Origin of the sequence: Phytobacter sp. SCO41, assembly GCF_003073275.1 — a bacterium.
GTDB lineage: Bacteria > Pseudomonadota > Gammaproteobacteria > Enterobacterales > Enterobacteriaceae > Phytobacter > Phytobacter diazotrophicus.
This window is the reverse complement of record NZ_CP027225.1, coordinates 2869954-2886468: the sequence shown is the minus strand read 5'-3', so window position 1 is coordinate 2886468 and position 16515 is coordinate 2869954. Positions and strand designations below refer to the sequence as shown.

General features: G+C 53.7%; 11 protein-coding genes and 1 pseudogene. 8 read left to right on the top strand and 4 right to left on the bottom strand.

Annotated elements, in window-relative coordinates; genetic code table 11:
• Positions 1 to 255: 255 nt before the first annotated feature.
• The 4 genes from C5523_RS14000 to C5523_RS13985 all read left to right on the top strand — a co-directional run bounded on the left by C5523_RS14000 (position 256) and on the right by C5523_RS13985 (position 4146).
• Positions 256 to 531 carry a metal/formaldehyde-sensitive transcriptional repressor gene (locus C5523_RS14000; RefSeq protein ID WP_039079133.1) on the top strand — a complete coding sequence of 92 codons (276 nt, stop codon included), beginning with the start codon at positions 256 to 258 and terminating at the stop codon, positions 529 to 531.
• Between the two features lie 32 nt (positions 532 to 563).
• Positions 564 to 1682 carry an S-(hydroxymethyl)glutathione dehydrogenase/class III alcohol dehydrogenase gene (locus tag C5523_RS13995; protein WP_107223063.1) on the top strand — a complete coding sequence of 373 codons (1119 nt, stop codon included), beginning with the start codon at positions 564 to 566 and terminating at the stop codon, positions 1680 to 1682.
• Between the two features lie 154 nt (positions 1683 to 1836).
• Positions 1837 to 3534, top strand: a complete 1698-nt coding sequence (locus C5523_RS13990) for a methyl-accepting chemotaxis protein (protein WP_071194121.1) — start codon at positions 1837 to 1839, stop codon at positions 3532 to 3534.
• A gap of 171 nt (positions 3535 to 3705) precedes the next feature.
• Positions 3706 to 4146, top strand: coding sequence for a lysozyme inhibitor LprI family protein (locus C5523_RS13985; protein WP_108701359.1), 441 nt, complete (start codon positions 3706 to 3708; stop codon positions 4144 to 4146).
• Positions 4147 to 4260: 114 nt separating this feature from the next.
• On the opposite strand, the gene C5523_RS13980 is transcribed toward C5523_RS13985, so the two are convergent.
• From C5523_RS13980 to C5523_RS13970, 3 genes and pseudogenes are all read right to left on the bottom strand, one after another.
• Entirely contained in the window at positions 4261 to 6642 is a 2382-nt protein-coding gene (locus C5523_RS13980; protein ID WP_108701358.1) for a glucose/quinate/shikimate family membrane-bound PQQ-dependent dehydrogenase, read from the bottom strand.
• A 257-nt stretch (positions 6643 to 6899) separates the two neighbouring features.
• Positions 6900 to 9197 (bottom strand): annotated as a pseudogene (locus tag C5523_RS13975) (FdhF/YdeP family oxidoreductase).
• A 141-nt stretch (positions 9198 to 9338) separates the two neighbouring features.
• On the bottom strand, positions 9339 to 10262 hold the full coding sequence (locus tag C5523_RS13970; RefSeq protein ID WP_039079126.1) for a LysR substrate-binding domain-containing protein: 924 nt from the start codon (positions 10260 to 10262) through the stop codon (positions 9339 to 9341).
• A 292-nt stretch (positions 10263 to 10554) separates the two neighbouring features.
• On the opposite strand from C5523_RS13970, the gene C5523_RS13965 reads away from it, so the two are divergent.
• Entirely contained in the window at positions 10555 to 11898 is a 1344-nt protein-coding gene (locus C5523_RS13965; protein ID WP_071194124.1) for a VOC family protein, read from the top strand.
• A 42-nt stretch (positions 11899 to 11940) separates the two neighbouring features.
• Positions 11941 to 13449, top strand: a complete 1509-nt coding sequence (locus C5523_RS13960; RefSeq protein WP_108701357.1) for a carboxylesterase/lipase family protein — start codon at positions 11941 to 11943, stop codon at positions 13447 to 13449.
• On the opposite strand, the gene C5523_RS13955 is transcribed toward C5523_RS13960, so the two are convergent.
• Positions 13446 to 14288 (bottom strand): LysR family transcriptional regulator, encoded by an 843-nt coding sequence (locus C5523_RS13955; RefSeq protein ID WP_039079123.1) that lies wholly within the window; start codon positions 14286 to 14288, stop codon positions 13446 to 13448. The genes C5523_RS13960 and C5523_RS13955 overlap by 4 nt on opposite strands.
• Before the next feature lie 111 nt (positions 14289 to 14399).
• On the opposite strand from C5523_RS13955, the gene C5523_RS13950 reads away from it, so the two are divergent.
• Together C5523_RS13950 and C5523_RS13945 are read left to right on the top strand one after the other, a co-directional pair.
• Entirely contained in the window at positions 14400 to 15569 is a 1170-nt protein-coding gene (locus tag C5523_RS13950) for a pyridoxal phosphate-dependent aminotransferase (RefSeq protein ID WP_039079122.1), read from the top strand.
• A 12-nt stretch (positions 15570 to 15581) separates the two neighbouring features.
• A complete protein-coding gene (locus tag C5523_RS13945; RefSeq protein ID WP_039079121.1) occupies positions 15582 to 16361 on the top strand; it encodes a transporter substrate-binding domain-containing protein in 780 nt (259 codons plus the stop codon).
• Positions 16362 to 16515 lie beyond the last annotated feature (154 nt).

Below are 16515 nucleotides of genomic sequence, written 5' to 3'. Positions count from 1 at the left end.
TATACCAGGGCGTTTATCCTGGGTCGGGATAATTATCTGGCCAGCGGGAAAAAGCAGGGGGAATGGGTTCACTTTTGGCCTTTCCGATGGTGCTGACGATGCAGGCCAATCCCCATACAATTCAACCAGTGAGTCATTAAGACGCGAAGGGTAGCTTGTGTGCTGGTTTTTTTATTTGTTAACGCAACACATTAATTTTACAGCAAGACATCGAATCATGTACCATACCCCCCTATAGTATAAAAAGGAGTGGCTATGCCGCATTCACCTGAAGATAAAAAACGTATCCTCACACGGGTTCGTCGTATCCGTGGGCAGGTCGACGCACTGGAGCGCGCGCTGGAAAACGGCGATCCCTGCATTGCTATCCTGCAACAGATCGCTGCCGTACGCGGTGCAGCGAACGGTCTGATGGGGGAAATGGTGGAGATACACCTGAAAGATGAACTGGTCAGTGGTGATACTACGCCCGATCAGCGCGCCGCCCGTATGGCGGAAGTCGGTCATCTTTTACGCTCTTATCTAAAATAAATTCTAACGTACACCTAAAAAGGAAGTGTCTGATGAAATCACGTGCTGCTGTTGCGTTTGGGCCGGGTCAACCGCTCAAAATTGTTGAGATTGATGTCGCGCCGCCGAAGAAAGGCGAAGTTCTGGTACGCATCACCCACACCGGCGTTTGCCATACCGATGCCTTTACTCTTTCAGGTGATGATCCGGAAGGCGTATTCCCGGCGGTCCTGGGCCACGAAGGCGGCGGTATTGTTGTGGAAGTCGGTGAAGGGGTGACCAGCCTGAAACCCGGCGATCATGTTATTCCGCTGTACACGGCAGAATGTGGCGAATGTAAGTTCTGTAAATCCGGTAAAACTAACCTTTGTCAGGCCGTTCGCGCCACACAGGGTAAAGGCCTGATGCCAGATGGCACCACCCGTTTCTCCTACAATGGTGAACCGATTTACCACTACATGGGCACCAGTACGTTTAGTGAGTACACGGTGGTGGCAGAAATCTCCCTGGCAAAAGTCAACCCGCAGGCGCCGCTGGACAAAGTCTGCCTGCTCGGCTGCGGTGTGACCACCGGTATTGGTGCAGTACACAACACGGCGAAAGTGAAAGAGGGCGACACCGTTGCGGTGTTCGGCCTGGGCGGGATTGGTCTGGCGGTTATTCAGGGTGCGGTTCAGGCCAAAGCCGGTCGTATTATTGCCGTGGATACCAACCCGGATAAATTCACCCTGGCGAAAGAGATGGGGGCCACCGATTTCGTCAATCCTAAGGATTACGAAAAACCGATTCAGGAGGTGATTGTTGAACTGACTGACGGCGGTGTTGATTTTAGCTTTGAATGCATCGGCAATGTGGATGTGATGCGCGCGGCGCTCGAGTGCTGCCATAAAGGCTGGGGCGAAAGCGTCATTATCGGTGTGGCCGGTGCGGGCCAGGAGATCAAAACCCGTCCGTTCCAGTTGGTAACCGGTCGCGTCTGGCGTGGTTCAGCATTTGGTGGCGTAAAAGGGCGTACTCAATTACCGGGAATGGTGGAGGATGCGATGGCAGGCAAGATTCGTCTCGACCCGTTTATTACCCATCGACTCCCGTTAGATCAGATCAACGACGCCTTCGATCTCATGCATCAAGGCAAATCCATTCGTACCGTCATTCATTTCGGCGACAAATAAGTACACGACTGGCCAGCGGTTACGCCGCTGGCATTTTCAATGTCTAAATCTGTGACCCGCCTGACATTTTTCCCCTTAACATAAATCCCACAATTGCCGATACCTTTCTTACAGGCGTGTTTTACGCATCTTATATAAAAGAGAGTCGATAGCCATGGATAACACAGCAGCGATGCACAGACAGCAAAGCATTGGATTTATGCACAATATTCGATTGGTTCCCTTATTTTCCGCTATCCTGAGTGGCATTTTGCTGTTATTTGCGCTGAGTTCCGGGTTAGCAGGGTATTTCTTGATGCAGGCTGACCGAGACCAGCAGGATGTTACGCAAGAAATCCAGGTTCGTATGGGGTTATCTAACAGTTCCAATAACTTACGTATAGCGCGTATCAGCCTGATCCATGCCGGGGCGGCCAGCCGCATTGCGGAAATGGATGATATGAGAAAGAACATTGCGGATGCGGAAAAACGTATCAAGCAAGCGCAAGATGGCTTTAATACCTATATGGCCCGTGCGGTGAAAACGCCGGAAGATTTAGCGCTCGATGGCGAATTGACCACGCGCTTTAACGCCTATTTCGACGGTATGCAGCCGATGCTGAAATATGCCAAAAACGGCATGTTTGAAGCGATCATCAACCATGAAAATGAGCAGGCGCGCGTTTTAGACAGCGCATTTAATGAATACCTGCTTAAAGCCATTCAGATTCGTAGCGATCGCGCTGCTCGCCTCGGTGAACTGGCTCACCAACGCACTCAGCTTGGGCTGATCTTTATGGCAGGGGCTTTTGCTATCGCGCTGTTCTTAACGGTCATAACCTTTACCGTATTACGTCGTGTGGTCATTAATCCGCTGCAGCGCGCTGCCAAACGTATTGAACATATCGCGGCCGGAGACCTTACCGTCGCGGAAGAGGTCACCGGACGCAGTGAGATTGGTCGTTTGACCCACGATTTGCAGTTGATGCAGCACTCCCTGGTCAAAACCGTTACCACTGTGCGTGATGGCGCGGAAGAAATTTATCGCGGGACCAGCGAGATCTCTGCCGGGAACACCGACCTTTCTTCACGTACTGAACAGCAGGCTGCAGCGATTGAGCAGACCGCAGCCAGTATGGAAGAGCTTACAGCGACCGTGAAACAGAATGCGGACAATGCGCATCATGCCAGCAGCCTGGCGCGTGATGCCTCCGGTAAAGCGACGAAAGGCGGTGAGATTGTTGATGGCGTGGTACAGACCATGGGCAATATCACCTCCAGCTCGAAGAAAATCTCTGAAATTACTGCGGTCATTAACAGTATCGCCTTCCAGACAAATATTCTCGCGTTGAACGCCGCGGTTGAAGCTGCGCGTGCCGGTGAGCAAGGCCGCGGTTTTGCAGTGGTAGCCAGCGAAGTCCGTACACTGGCAAGCCGCAGTGCGCAGGCAGCGAAAGAGATTGAAGCACTGATCAGCGAGTCAGTGAGTTTGATTGATAAAGGCTCAAGTGAAGTCGTGGCCGCAGGTGAAACGATGGATGAGATCGTGACGGCGGTGAAACGCGTTACCGATATCATGCTGGAAATTGCCGCTGCGTCGGATGAGCAGAGTAAAGGGATTACTCAGGTAAGCCAGGCTATCACCGAGATGGATAATGTCACCCAGCAGAACGCCTCACTGGTAGAAGAGGCAACGGCGGCGGCAACGTCTCTGGAAGAGCAGGCTGCGCGTCTTACCGAAGCGGTTGGCGCGTTTCGCGTGCATGCCGGTGGCACAAGTCGTCCGGTGAAATCTTCATCAACCCCGACGAAACCCGTCAGTACTCAGCGCCCTGCGATGGCACATGGCAGCGAGAACTGGGAAACGTTCTAATGGTATGAGGGCCGTAAGGTTCGTCGTAGAGGCCGTGGTGAATATCGCCACGGCTTTTTTTATGAATGAATTGGGCGTGAATCGCAAGGATGTTGTAAATTACCGGCAATATGACGTGAGACTACGTTGTAATAAATAGCGAGCAGGTATTTGTGACAGGAGTCTTTAGTAATGAATAAGCTACTTATTTTTATACCACTTTTATTTATATCCTATGGTTTATCGGCGGCCTCCACTGGCAATATAACCACCTCAAAAATAGTGGACCAATGTTTCGATAAGTACGGTGAAAATAATGTTGAGTGTTTAGAGGAGATGAGTGACAAATCTGAACATCAACTTAAAAAAAGCTATCAGAAAAAATTAAAAGAAATCAACAGTTTTGATTATACAAAATGGTGGATGGCAGATGAAAACCGAAGAACTGGCATGGCTGACGCCTTAAAGAAAAGTCAGGTGCAATGGTTGAAATATCGTAGTGATTACTGCAATGCGGCGACGACCGCTGCACAAGGCACGCACTATCTCGGCGCTGCTTTTACAAGTTGCGAAATTAATATGAACAAAAGGCGAATTGCTGAAATTGAAATGATCAAACTGGATACAGAATAAGCTCATTTTTTGTTAGAGATCCCACAACTTGCCAGCATAAAAAAATCTTAGTTAAAACTTCATGTTGAATAACAAACCCGCCATTGCGGCGGGCTTGTTGATAACGCGGCCAGTTTACGGCTTATCTGGCAACGCGTAAGCAATAATATAATCACCGCGATCCGGGGACTGACGTGCGCCACCCGCATTGATAATGATGTACTGTTTGCCCGTTTTTGGCGAAACATAGGTCATCGGGCCAGACTGGCTGCCGACCGGCAAACGCGCCTTCCAGATTTCTTTCCCCGTTGCGGTATCAAACGCACGCAGATAGAAATCCTGGGTGCCTGCGAAGAACAGCAACCCGGACTGGGTAGACAGCGATGCGCCCAGCGTCGGCATCCCGACCGGGATCGGCATATGCATGCGGATACCCAGCGGACCGGTATCCTGAACGGTACCCACGGGAACCTGCCACACTATTTTCCCGGAGGTCAGGTCGATAGCGGACATTGTCCCGAACGGCGGTTTCTGGCACGGAATACCCAGCGGTGACAGGAAACGTTCGCGCATTGCGCCAAACGGTGTGCCGTCCATCGGTACAATACCCATCTCAATCCCACTGGCGTTTTTCGCTACGTTTTCACGCGGCACCATATAGTTTGCCAGGCCCAGACGCATATCGTTCACAAACATCAGGTTGTTAGTCGGATCGACCGAAACGCTGCCCCAGTTCATGCCGCCCAGCGACCCCGGATATTGCAATGCGCGATCCAGCCCCGGCGGTGTGAAGACACCCTGATGACGCATCCCTTTAAAGGCGATACGGCACATCAGCAGATCGACAGGCGTTGCTCCCCACATGTCGGACTCTTTCAGGTTTTCATTACCGATCATCGGCATGCCCACCGAGTACGGCTGAGTAGGGGAATAACGTTCGCCTTTCACATTACCAGCCGGAACCGGGCGTTCCTCAACCTTCGCCACCGGCTCACCGGTTTCGCGGTTGAGCATAAAGATCATGCCCTGTTTACTGGTCTGTACCAGTACCGGCGTGGTCCCGCCTTTGCCATCCGGTAAGTCATAGAGCAGAGGCTGTGAGGGTAAATCAAAATCCCACAGATCGTGGTGGGTGGTCTGAAAATGCCAACGCACATCGCCGGTTGTCGCATCAACCGCCACAATCGACGAGCTGTATTTATCATCCAGCGCGGTACGTTCACCCGCCCAGAAATCTGGCGTGGCGTTGCCGGTTGGCAGATAGATCAGGTTCAATTTGGCGTCGTAAGACATCGCCGACCAGACGTTTGGCGTACCGCGTGTGTAAGTTTTCCCCTCAGGCGGCAAGCCTTTCAGGTCCGGGTTACCCGGATCCCACGCCCATGCCAGTTTGCCTGTATGGACATCATAGGCGCGAACCACGCCCGGCGGTTCGCCGGTGGAGAAGTTATCCGCCACGCGGCCACCGATCACAACAATATTGCCGGCCACCAGCGGCGTGGACGTTTGCTGATAATAACCCGGTTTGATGTCGCCCATGCCGATGCTCAGATCAACGGTGCCGTTATCACCAAAGTCTGCGCAGGGTTGCCCGTTATCGGCATTCAGTGCCACCAGACGTGCATCGGTGGTGGGCAGAAACAGTCGACGTTCGCACGTAGCAGGCTGAGCCTGTACCGTTGGAGAGGCGGCAGTGTGCGGCTCTTCGTAATATCCTAAGCCACGACAGCGCTGCCAGTTTGGCGCTGTCGCTTTTGCGTCGTAGCGCCATTTCTCTTTACCGGAATCCACATCCAGCGCCAGCACTTTGCTGTATGGGGTACAGACATATAACGTGTCACCAATTTGCAGCGGCGTGTTCTGATCTTCCGCGCCGGAGCCATTGCTCTGCGGAATATCCCCGGTATGTGCTATCCAGGCGACTTGCAGCTTGTCGACATTCTGTTTGTTGATCTGGTCAAGCGCCGCAAATCGATCGCCATGGGTGGTATTGCCCCAGTGCTTCCAGTCGTGCTGTTCACTGCCAGGCTGAACCGGTTTAACGGTAATCGACTCGGTTGGGGAGATCACATTCCACGTTTTAAACATTCCGCCAATACTGACCAGAAGTAAAACGGCGAGGATCGCCGCGACGCTAAACGCAGATTTGTTAACCGGTTTTACCGTCTGCCGGGCGCGCATAAATGGCCACAGCAGTGCCGCCAGAAATGCCAGCACGGCAAAGGTAAACAAGCGTGAGAACAGGGGCCAGAATGCCCAGCCGGCATCGTAAATTGCCCAGATGATGGAAACGATAAAGCCCAGCGCATACAGAATGAGGCCGCCGGGACGATTTCGCAGGATAAGTATTGCGGCAATCAGCATCACGACACCCATCGCGGTAAACCAGACGCTGCCGCCTAATGTGATGAGTTTGATGCCAGGAATGCTGATAGCCAGACCGATGACGAGCATCAGAATGGCAAGGAGCCAGCGCAGAAGGGTAACCAGCCTGCGTGGGGTGCTGCCAGGTGCCATATCCATCTCCTTAAACACACCGTTTATCCGGTACGCAATGACAAAGTCTGTACCAAATGGATAACGGTTTTAGAAGGTTATCGTTTTATTGCAGATGTTATCGAGGGAATCCGCGTGAAAAACTCACTGTTTGCATGGTAAGCGAACCATTTGGTGAATTTGCAAATATGATAAATCTGTTAAATTGCTTGATGCAATTGTTAATAAATTAGATCGCATTATTTGAGAATTGGCCCGCACAGGGCGGGCCTTGCTGTTCAGGCGATACGCAGCGTATCGGCGCTTTGCGACGGGGTAATCGTGACAGGGATGGATTTAGAGGTTGGTGTGCCGGTACCGTCACCGTAGCGGGTCAGGGGAACCAGTGGGTTCGTTTCCGGGTAATAGGCTGCGAGATTACCGCGAGGGATAGCGTACGCAACGAGACGGAAACCGGTAACCTGACGCGTAATGCCGTCGGTCGACAGGGTGGTGATATCGACGCGGTCGCCATCGCTCAGCCCCAGGGCCAGAATATCATCCGGATGCATAAACAGGACGTCGCGCTGACCATAAACGCCGCGATAGCGGTCATCCAGACCATAAATCGTGGTGTTGTACTGATCGTGGGAGCGTAGTGTTTGTAACACAAAGGGTGCGCTGATCTCCGGGCAGACGGCATCCGGCAGCGGCGCGCTGCTGAATTCCGCTTTCCCGGATGGTGTGGCAAAGGTGAGAGATGCCGCCGCGTTCCCCAGCCAGAATCCACCGGGTTCTTCGCAGCGGGCGTTGAAATGAGTGAAGCCGGGGATGGTAGCGGCAATATGATCGCGAATCAGGTTGTAATCATCGGCTAAGGCCAGCCAGTCCAGCTTGCTGTTGCCCAGTACCGCATGGGCGATACCGGCCACAATCGCGGTTTCTGATTTTTGCGTGTCTGCCAGTGGTTTACCGATGCCTTCTGAGGCGTGCACCATGCTAAATGAGTCTTCGACGGTCACGAACTGACGGCCTGTCGCCTGCATGTCTTCTTCGGTTCGTCCCAGGGTCGGTAAAATGAGCGACTGCGCACCCGGCATCAGATGGGTACGGTTGAGTTTAGTACTGATGTGCACAGTTAAACCGCAACGTTTCAGCGCCTCACAGGTCAACGTGGTATCCGGCGCGGCGGCAGCCAGATTACCGCCCAGCGTGATAAGCACTTTCACTTCATCACGCAACATAGCCTGAATCGCGGCCACGGTGTGATGTCCCGGAGCGCGTGGAGGTTCGAAACCAAAGTGACGCGCCAGGCTGTCGAGCAGGGCGGCAGGCGGTTTTTCATCAATTCCCATTGTCCGGTTGCCCTGCACATTACTGTGTCCGCGCACCGGGCACAGTCCCGCGCCCGGTTTGCCCAGATGGCCGCCGAGCAACTGCAAATTGACGATTTCACGTACCGTGTCCAGCGAGTGTTTATGCTGGGTAATGCCCATCGCCCAGGTGCAAATAACACGCCTGGCGCTCTGCCAGACGGCGGCGGCGTCACGTAATTGCTGCTCACTCAAACCGGATTGCGCTTCAAGGGACTGCCAGGACGTGGCATCGATTTGCGCAAACCAGGCCTCAATGCCGTTAGTGTGTTGCGCGATAAAGGCATCATCAAAGATACCGGCTTCGCCGTTCGCCAGGCGCTGACGATGGGTTTCCAGTAAGGCTTTTGCCATCCCGCGTACGGCGGCCATATCGCCACCCAGATTTGGCTGGTAATAGGCAGAACTGATCGCGCCCGCCATCGAGGTGACCACTTCCAGCGGTTTTTGCGGGTCAGCAAAACGTTCCAGACCACGTTCACGCAGGGTATTAAAGGTGACGATACGCGCACCGCGATCGGCAACATGACGCAGGCTGTGCAGCATACGCGGATGGTTGGTGCCGGGATTCTGCCCAAAAACGAAAATGGCATCGGCCTGTTCAAAATCGGTGAGATGAATGGTGCCTTTACCGACGCCAATGCTGCGTTTTAGCCCGGCGCCGCTGGCCTCGTGGCACATGTTTGAACAGTCGGGGAAATTATTCGTGCCGACCATCCGGCCAAAGAGCTGGTAAAGGTACGACGCTTCATTACTGGCGCGACCCGAGGTGTAGAGTTCCATCTGGTTCGGGTGGTCCATCTCACGGATATGGCGCCCAATCAGGGCAAAGGCATCATCCCAGCTCACCGGTTCGTAGTGATCGGTTTGGGGGTTATAGCGCAGCGGTTCCGTGAGTCGGCCCTGATATTCCAGAAAATAGTCGCTCTGGCGGTTGAGAGCGCTGACGCTGTGTTGCGCAAAAAAGTTGGCGTCAATCTGGCGGCGTGTTGCCTCCCAGGTCACCGCTTTCGCGCCGTTTTCGCAGAAACTGAAAGTACTTTTATTGTCATCACCTCAGGCACAACCGGGGCAGTCGAAACCACGGGCTTTATTCATGCGCAGCAGGTTGCGCAAGTTTTTAAGGGCATTTTTGCTGTCGATAACGAAGCGGGTGGTTGCTTCAAGAGAACCTAATCCACCGGCAGCGGCGCGATAGGGTTTTATGGCAGTTTTGAATTTCATGTGTTCTTCCGGACAGCGGATTGCGCTTACGCAAATACTACGCTGCGTAACAGCAATCCTTAATCAACAACTATCTTTTATCACACAATTAACAATAAGTTTACCATTTGCGCAACTGCCCGTGCCTGCCGCGCGTGCAGATTAATCCGGCACGGTTTTACGAATAGCGGCGATCAGCGTTTGTACGCCGATGGAGAGGGGGGCATCCACGCGGGTAAGAATGCCAATAGGATCGCCCATACCCGGCGGAACAATGGGGAGCGCGGTGAGTGAACCTTCGCGTAAATCGTTTTTAACTGCGCCGGAAGGGACAAACCAGACATAATCAAAATTGACAGTCAGTTGTCGCGATAGCGACGCAGACAGCGTTTCAATACAGCCAGTCGGCAGTTTGCAGCCCTGACTTTGCAGCAAATCCTCTGTGTTCTGGCGCGGCACCGTACCGGTAGGCAGCACAACGACGGGCCACTCCAGCACCCGGCTCAGTGTTATCGTGGTTTGCAACAGCGGATGGTTGGGGCGTACCACCAATTTGAGCGACTCAAGGAACAGCATCTCATAGGTCAATCCGCTCATCAGTTCCGGGTCTGACATACGACCAATGCCGACATCCAGCTCACCCGATTTCAGCCCGGCCAATAACATCGGATTGTTAGTGGTGGCCACCTGAATGGTGATATCGGGTTGCTGCTTATGGACCTGGCCAATTACCGACGGCAGAATGCCCAGAGCCGCAGTAGGTAACGCGCCAACACGGATCACCGCATTGTTCTGCTCGGGTTTGTAGTTGAGCGACTGCCCTGCGGTATTGAGCGCATCAAGTACCCGAACTGCATGTGTTAAAAACTGCTCGCCCACCAGGGTAAGTTGCGCCCCCAGACGACCACGTTCAAACAGACGTGTGCCGGTGAGTTGTTCCAGTTCATTGAGCGTCTTGGACAGTGCTGGTTGACTAAGGTTAAGGGTCTCTGCCGCACGCCCCAGGGTTCCCTGCTGAGCGACGGCGACGAATGTATGCAGATGGCGCAAGCGTATGCGCTGATTGAACAAACCGTTTTTTTCCATAAGATGATGTAAAAACGAAGCGATGTCCGTGGCAAGTAAAGTTGCTTAATTATGTTAACTTGGTAGCAAAACATTCTTAACATTTAATCTCGTTGAGTTACAAACAAATTTTCCCGGCAGTGTGATGTCAACCGCATGTCTGTGGGGGTTTAAGCATAATTTTTGGTTATGCAAATAGCCGGAAATACGGCATTTTTGGTTTTATGCCGCGATCACACTTCGTAAATTATCTCCCACAGGCCAGCAAGGGCTTCTCTACACTCCAGGTAATACACACTGGAGACATGACAACATGGCGAACACCATCACGGCTGATGAAATTCGGGAACAATTTTCGCAAGCAATGTCAGCGATGTACCAGCAGGAAGTTCCACAGTACGGCACCTTGCTGGAGCTGGTTGCGGACGTCAATCTGGCAGTCCTTGAGAATAATCCCCGCTTGCATGAACAACTGGTTAACGCAGATGAACTGGCGCGGCTGAACGTCGAACGTCATGGGGCGATTCGTGTTGGACGCCCGGATGAGTTGGCGACGCTACGACGGATGTTCGCGATTATGGGTATGTTTCCGGTAAGCTATTACGACCTGTCGCAGGCGGGTGTTCCGGTACACTCCACCGCCTTTCGCCCCATTGATGATGCGGCTCTGGCGCGTAATCCCTTTCGCATCTTTACGTCGTTATTGCGCCTTGAGCTGATTGAGGATGTGCAGCTTCGCGATAAAGCCGCCGCCATTTTACAACGCAGGGATATTTTCACCCCGCGTTGCCATGAACTCATTGCCCTGCATGAACAAACCGGCGAGTTCACTGCCTCTCAGGCGAGTGAGTTTGTGAAAGAAGCGCTGGAGACCTTTCGCTGGCATCGTCATGCCACCGTGGACGCCCTGACATACCATGCGCTCCACAATGAGCACCGCCTGATCGCCGATGTGGTCTGCTTCCCTGGTTGCCATATCAACCATCTGACACCACGCACCCTGGATATTGATCAGGTACAGGCGCTGATGCCGAAATATGGAATCGAGCCCAAAATCCTGATTGAAGGTCCGCCACGCCGTGATGTGCCGATTTTATTGCGCCAGACCAGCTTCAAAGCGCTTGATGAACCGGTATTGTTCGCCGGTGAGCAGCAGGGGACACATACTGCCCGTTTTGGTGAAATCGAACAACGTGGCGTGGCCCTGACGCCAAAAGGCCGGGCGCTGTATGATCGGCTACTTAACGAAGCGGGAACCGGAAAAGACAATCTGACCCATCAGTTACACTTACAGGAGATGTTTCACGCTTTCCCCGACAGCGAAATGCTACTGCGCCGCCAGCAACTGGCCTACTTCCGTTATCGCCTGACGCCCTCCGGCGAGGCTCACCGGAAGGCGATTCGTCCGGGCGACGATCCGCAGCCGCTTATTGAGCGCGGTTGGGTTGTTGCGCAACCTATCATCTATGAAGATTTTCTCCCCGTCAGCGCGGCCGGGATCTTTCAGTCAAACCTTGGCAATGAAACGCAACAGCGTAGCCACGGTAACGCCAGCAAACTGCGTTTCGAAGAGGCGCTTGGCTGCGAAGTGCTTGATGAGTTTACCCTCTACGCGCAAGCGGAAGAGCGCAGCAAACGACGTTGCGGTCTGTTGTAAAAAAGGTACTCTGCTACGGATGTGAATAAACAGGATGTTGTCATGGAAAATCCCTCCGCCCCGATAGCAGAAACCCGCCACGGCACGCTTTTGGGCACACTGGATGATGATTGCCTTAGCTGGCGCGGTATCCCTTACGCGGCGCCGCCCGTTGGTCCACTACGCTGGCGGGCGCCACAGCCGCCAGCGCCCTGGCAGGGGATCCGCGTTGCTGATACATTTTCTGCCGCCAGTTGGCAAAACAGTGAAACCTGCACGCAGATCGCCGGTGGCGATCCGGGAAGGCTTTCCGAAGATTGCCTTTATCTGAATATCTGCGCGCCTGCCGCGCGTAGTGGGTCACTTCCGGTGATGGTCTGGCTGCACGGCGGCGGTTTTACGATGGGGGCGGGCGATCTGCCGCCCTATGATGGCAAAGCACTTGCCCGGCGCGGCGTGGTGCTGGTTACGCTCAATTATCGCCTTGGCCATCTCGGCTTTTTTGCCCATCCGGCCCTGCAAGGAGAAGAGGAGGAAACCCTCTGTAACTTCGGCCTGCTCGATCAAATTGCGGCGCTGCATTGGGTTAAAGAGAATATCCACGCTTTTGGCGGTGATGCCCGCAATATTACGCTGTTTGGCGAATCCGCCGGGGGGCGTAGCGTGATGTCGCTGATGGCCTCGCCGAAGGCAAAAGGGCTGTTCCATAAAGCCATTATCCAGAGTAGCTATACCTTGCCGGATACCCCGCTTGAGCGTGCGCTGGAAAAAGGGATTGCCGTTGCAGAGCATCTCGGCGTGCCTGACGCCACGGCAGAGACACTGCGTGCGATCCCGGCTGAGGCATTCTGGCCGCTCGCTTCCCCGTTAAAAATTGCCCCCGCGCCGATTGCCGGAGACAGCGTCTTACCCGTGCCAGCGCTGGACGTTTTTTTCAACGCAACGCAGCATCCGATGCCGGTTATTGTGGGGTCGAACAGCGATGAAGCCAGCGTAATGGCCGAGTTTGGCGTCGACCTTGCCGGGCAAATTGATAAGTTACGGCGCGAGCAGCGTTTTGGCCTGGGGATCATTAAGCTGCTTTACCCTGGGGTAAAAGGGGATGCGGAACTGGGGCGTCAGGTCTGCCGGGACATGGCGTTTACCTCGCTCGGGCTGGTGGTGATGCAGGCGCAACAGCGCATCGGGCAGCCGTGCTGGCGTTACTGGTTTGACTACGTTGCAGAGGCCGAGCATGACACCTACGCTAACGGCGCGTGGCATGGAAACGAAGTGCCGTATGTGTTTGATAACCTCATGCTGACGGAACCGGCGTGCCATTACGTCAATGAGCGAGACCTGGCGTTTGCGGCAAAGGTTGCCGATTACTGGGTAAGTTTTGCTCGCGAGGCCAGCGTCACCTGCGATGTGCTGCAGGGGCCTGTACGCTGGCAGTCCTGCGGCAAAGGGCGCGACAGATTGCTACGCATGGGACTGAATAAACATGCGGGCTTTCGCATGACCAATCGCTTTATGCGCGCACGCCTGATGCTGTTTAAACGGGTCATGAGGCATCACGTCAAACTTGATTAATTATTCAGTAAACTCGTACGAAATGCCGCCAGCCCGGCGGCATTATTCTGTGAATCTCTCAGTACCAGACGATAGCTCGCCCCCGTCTTCACGCTTTGCGCATAGGGGCGCATCAGCCGTCCGGCACGAATATCCTCCGCGACCAGGGTTTCATCGGCAATCGCCACCCCCAGCCCCTGGATGGCCGCCGTGATCGCCAGATCCATGGTGTCGAAGTGTTGATTTTTTTTCATAACCCACGCTGCGCTGTCCTGTTTCGCCAGCCACAGTGACCAGTCCGTTTTATCTCTGGTCGGATGCAGAAAGGTCACATTACTGAGCCTTTCATCGGCCGTTAATTGCGTGCTCATTACCGGCGTCAGCGCTTCATCAAACAGCAGATCGCCCGCGCTGAAATGGGTACCAAAAACGATCGCCGCATCATACGGCTCGGTTTTGAAGTTAACGCCATGGTCAGTGGTGGTGGTCAGTGCTACCTGCACGTCCGGGCAGGTCTGCTCAAGCTGGATAAGCCGTGGAACCAGCCAGCGCATTGCACAGGTTGGCGCTTTCAGACGAACGACCTTTTGTTGCGCGCGCGCCTGTGCGGCAAGCGTTTGCAGGTGTTCAAAAGCCGAGCGCAATTCCGGCAGCAGGGCGCTACCCTGAGGCGATAACCGCAAACCACGCGCATGACGTTCAAACAGCGGGAAACCAAACCATGCTTCCAGCGAAGCAATCTTACGGCTTACCGCGCCCTGCGTCAGACATAACTCTTTTGCCGCATGGGTAAGGTTTAAATGGCGGGCTGTGACCAGAAAAGCGTCAATAGCGTTCAGTGGCAACGTACGGTTCGGCATGACGACTCCAGCTATGCAATTTATTCATGGCTATTATGACAACAAATCGATTGTGGACTCAACGCGCTTTTATTTGAATGGTTATGCACTTTTAATGAGAAAGGATTAAGAATGACTCTGCGTACACCGGTGAAAACCCGCTCTAAATTACCCGACGTGGGTACGACCATTTTTACCGTTATTGGCCAGCTTTCCGCACAGCATAATGCGATTAACCTTTCTCAGGGCGCGCCCAATTTTTCCTGCGACCCGCAACTGATCTCCGGCGTGACCAGGGCGATGCAGGCCGATCATAACCAGTACGCCCCGATGACGGGTTTACGCCCGCTGAAAGCGCGCATTGCGCAGAAAATTCACGACCTGTACGGCACGCAGTATGATGTGGACAGCGAAATACTGATTACCGCCAGCGCCAGTGAAGGTCTCTATTCGGCCATCAGTGGTCTGGTTCATCCGGGCGATGAAGTTATCTATTTCGAGCCGTCGTTTGACAGCTATGCGCCGATTGTCCGTCTGCAAGGGGCGACCCCCATCGCCATTAAACTGACGGTCCCTGATTTTGCGGTGAACTGGGATGAAGTTCGCGCGGCCATCACACCCCGCACGCGCATGATCATCATTAACACGCCGCATAACCCGAGTGGCCAGGTCTTTTCCGCTGATGATTTGCAACAACTGGCGGCGTTAACGCGTAACACGGATATCGTGATTCTGTCTGACGAAGTGTACGAGCACGTGGTCTTTGATGATCAGCCGCACCACGGTATGGCGACCCATCCGCAACTTGCGGAGCGCAGCGTGATTATCTCGTCCTTCGGTAAGACCTATCATGTGACGGGCTGGCGCGTGGGTTATTGTGTCGCGCCTTCTGAGTTGATGGATGAGATTGTGAAAGTCCATCAGTTTTTAATGTTTTCCGCCGATACGCCAATGCAGTACGCTTTTGCCGAGCATATGACCGATCCCCAGACCTGGCTGTCGCTGTCGGCGTTCTACCAGCGCAAACGCGACTTGTTGCAAACCCTGCTGGCAGAATCGCCATTTCGCTTATTACCGAGCGCGGGCTCGTTCTTCCTGTTGGCGGATTACAGCCATTTCAGTGACGAGAGCGACAGCGAGATGGTCAAAAGGTTAATTACCGATTACGGCGTTGCCACCATTCCGTTATCGGCGTTTTACACTGATGGCACTGATAACAAATTGATTCGCCTCTCTTTTGCCAAAGATGAGGCCACACTCAGAGCAGGCGCGCAGGCCCTGTGTCGTGTTAAGCCACGCTAAGGAGCGTTAATCGTGAAATTGAAAGCACTCTTTCTGGGCATGGGCATGCTTTGCTCATTATCTTCTTTCGCCGCCACCCAGTTACGCTACGGCCTGGAAGCGGAATATCCGCCATTCGAAAGCCGCAATGCGTCCGGCGAACTGGAAGGCTTTGATATTGAGCTGGGCAATGCCATCTGTAAAGCCGCAGAACTGAAATGTACCTGGGTTGAAACCTCGTTTGATGCGCTGATCCCAGGCCTTGTGGCGAAAAAATTTGACGCCATCAATTCAGCGATGAATATCACCGAGCAGCGTCGTCAGAGCATTGATTTCACCCAGCCTATCTATCGCATTCCCTCTCAGTTAGTGGGCAAATCGGGTGATGGGATGGAAGCGACAGCCGAAGGTCTGAAAGGCAAAACCATCGGTGTATTGCAGGGTTCCATTCAGGAAACTTATGCAAAAGAGCACTGGGAAAAGCATGGTGTCACCGTGGTGTCTTATAAAGATCAGAATATGGCATGGGGTGATTTGCTAAATGGCCGCATTGACGCCTCGCTGGTCATGTCGGCGGCCGGGCAGGCAGGTTTCCTGAGCAAACCGCAGGGTAAAGGTTTTGGCTTTATTGGCAAACCGGTATCAGACGATACGATCCTCGGCAGTGGCATCGGCTTTGGGTTACGTAAAGGTGACGAGGCCACCAAAAAGCAACTTGACGCCGCAATTGATAAAGTCCGCGCCGACGGCACTATCAAAACCCTGGCGGAGAAATATTTCCCGGGTATTGATGTTAGCGTCAGCGCTAAATAACAAGCCCACCTTTTCTGACCCCAGCCGTCGATGTCCGGAAGGGGTCTTTTTATATCCGAAATCATCTCGTGTTCCGACCCAATACGCCATGGGGTGCTTAATGCGGCAATGGCGTATGCGCCGTTACGTTTGCGCTATGACCAGGCGCGAAAAA

Coding starts and splice junctions, on each gene's coding strand:
- C5523_RS14000 (WP_039079133.1), top strand. CDS start 256: ATGCCGCATTCACCTGAAGATAAAAAACGTATCCTCACACGGGTTCGT.
- C5523_RS13995 (WP_107223063.1), top strand. CDS start 564: ATGAAATCACGTGCTGCTGTTGCGTTTGGGCCGGGTCAACCGCTCAAA.
- C5523_RS13990 (WP_071194121.1), top strand. CDS start 1,837: ATGGATAACACAGCAGCGATGCACAGACAGCAAAGCATTGGATTTATG.
- C5523_RS13985 (WP_108701359.1), top strand. CDS start 3,706: ATGAATAAGCTACTTATTTTTATACCACTTTTATTTATATCCTATGGT.
- C5523_RS13980 (WP_108701358.1), bottom strand. CDS start 6,642: ATGGCACCTGGCAGCACCCCACGCAGGCTGGTTACCCTTCTGCGCTGG.
- C5523_RS13970 (WP_039079126.1), bottom strand. CDS start 10,262: ATGGAAAAAAACGGTTTGTTCAATCAGCGCATACGCTTGCGCCATCTG.
- C5523_RS13965 (WP_071194124.1), top strand. CDS start 10,555: ATGGCGAACACCATCACGGCTGATGAAATTCGGGAACAATTTTCGCAA.
- C5523_RS13960 (WP_108701357.1), top strand. CDS start 11,941: ATGGAAAATCCCTCCGCCCCGATAGCAGAAACCCGCCACGGCACGCTT.
- C5523_RS13955 (WP_039079123.1), bottom strand. CDS start 14,288: ATGCCGAACCGTACGTTGCCACTGAACGCTATTGACGCTTTTCTGGTC.
- C5523_RS13950 (WP_039079122.1), top strand. CDS start 14,400: ATGACTCTGCGTACACCGGTGAAAACCCGCTCTAAATTACCCGACGTG.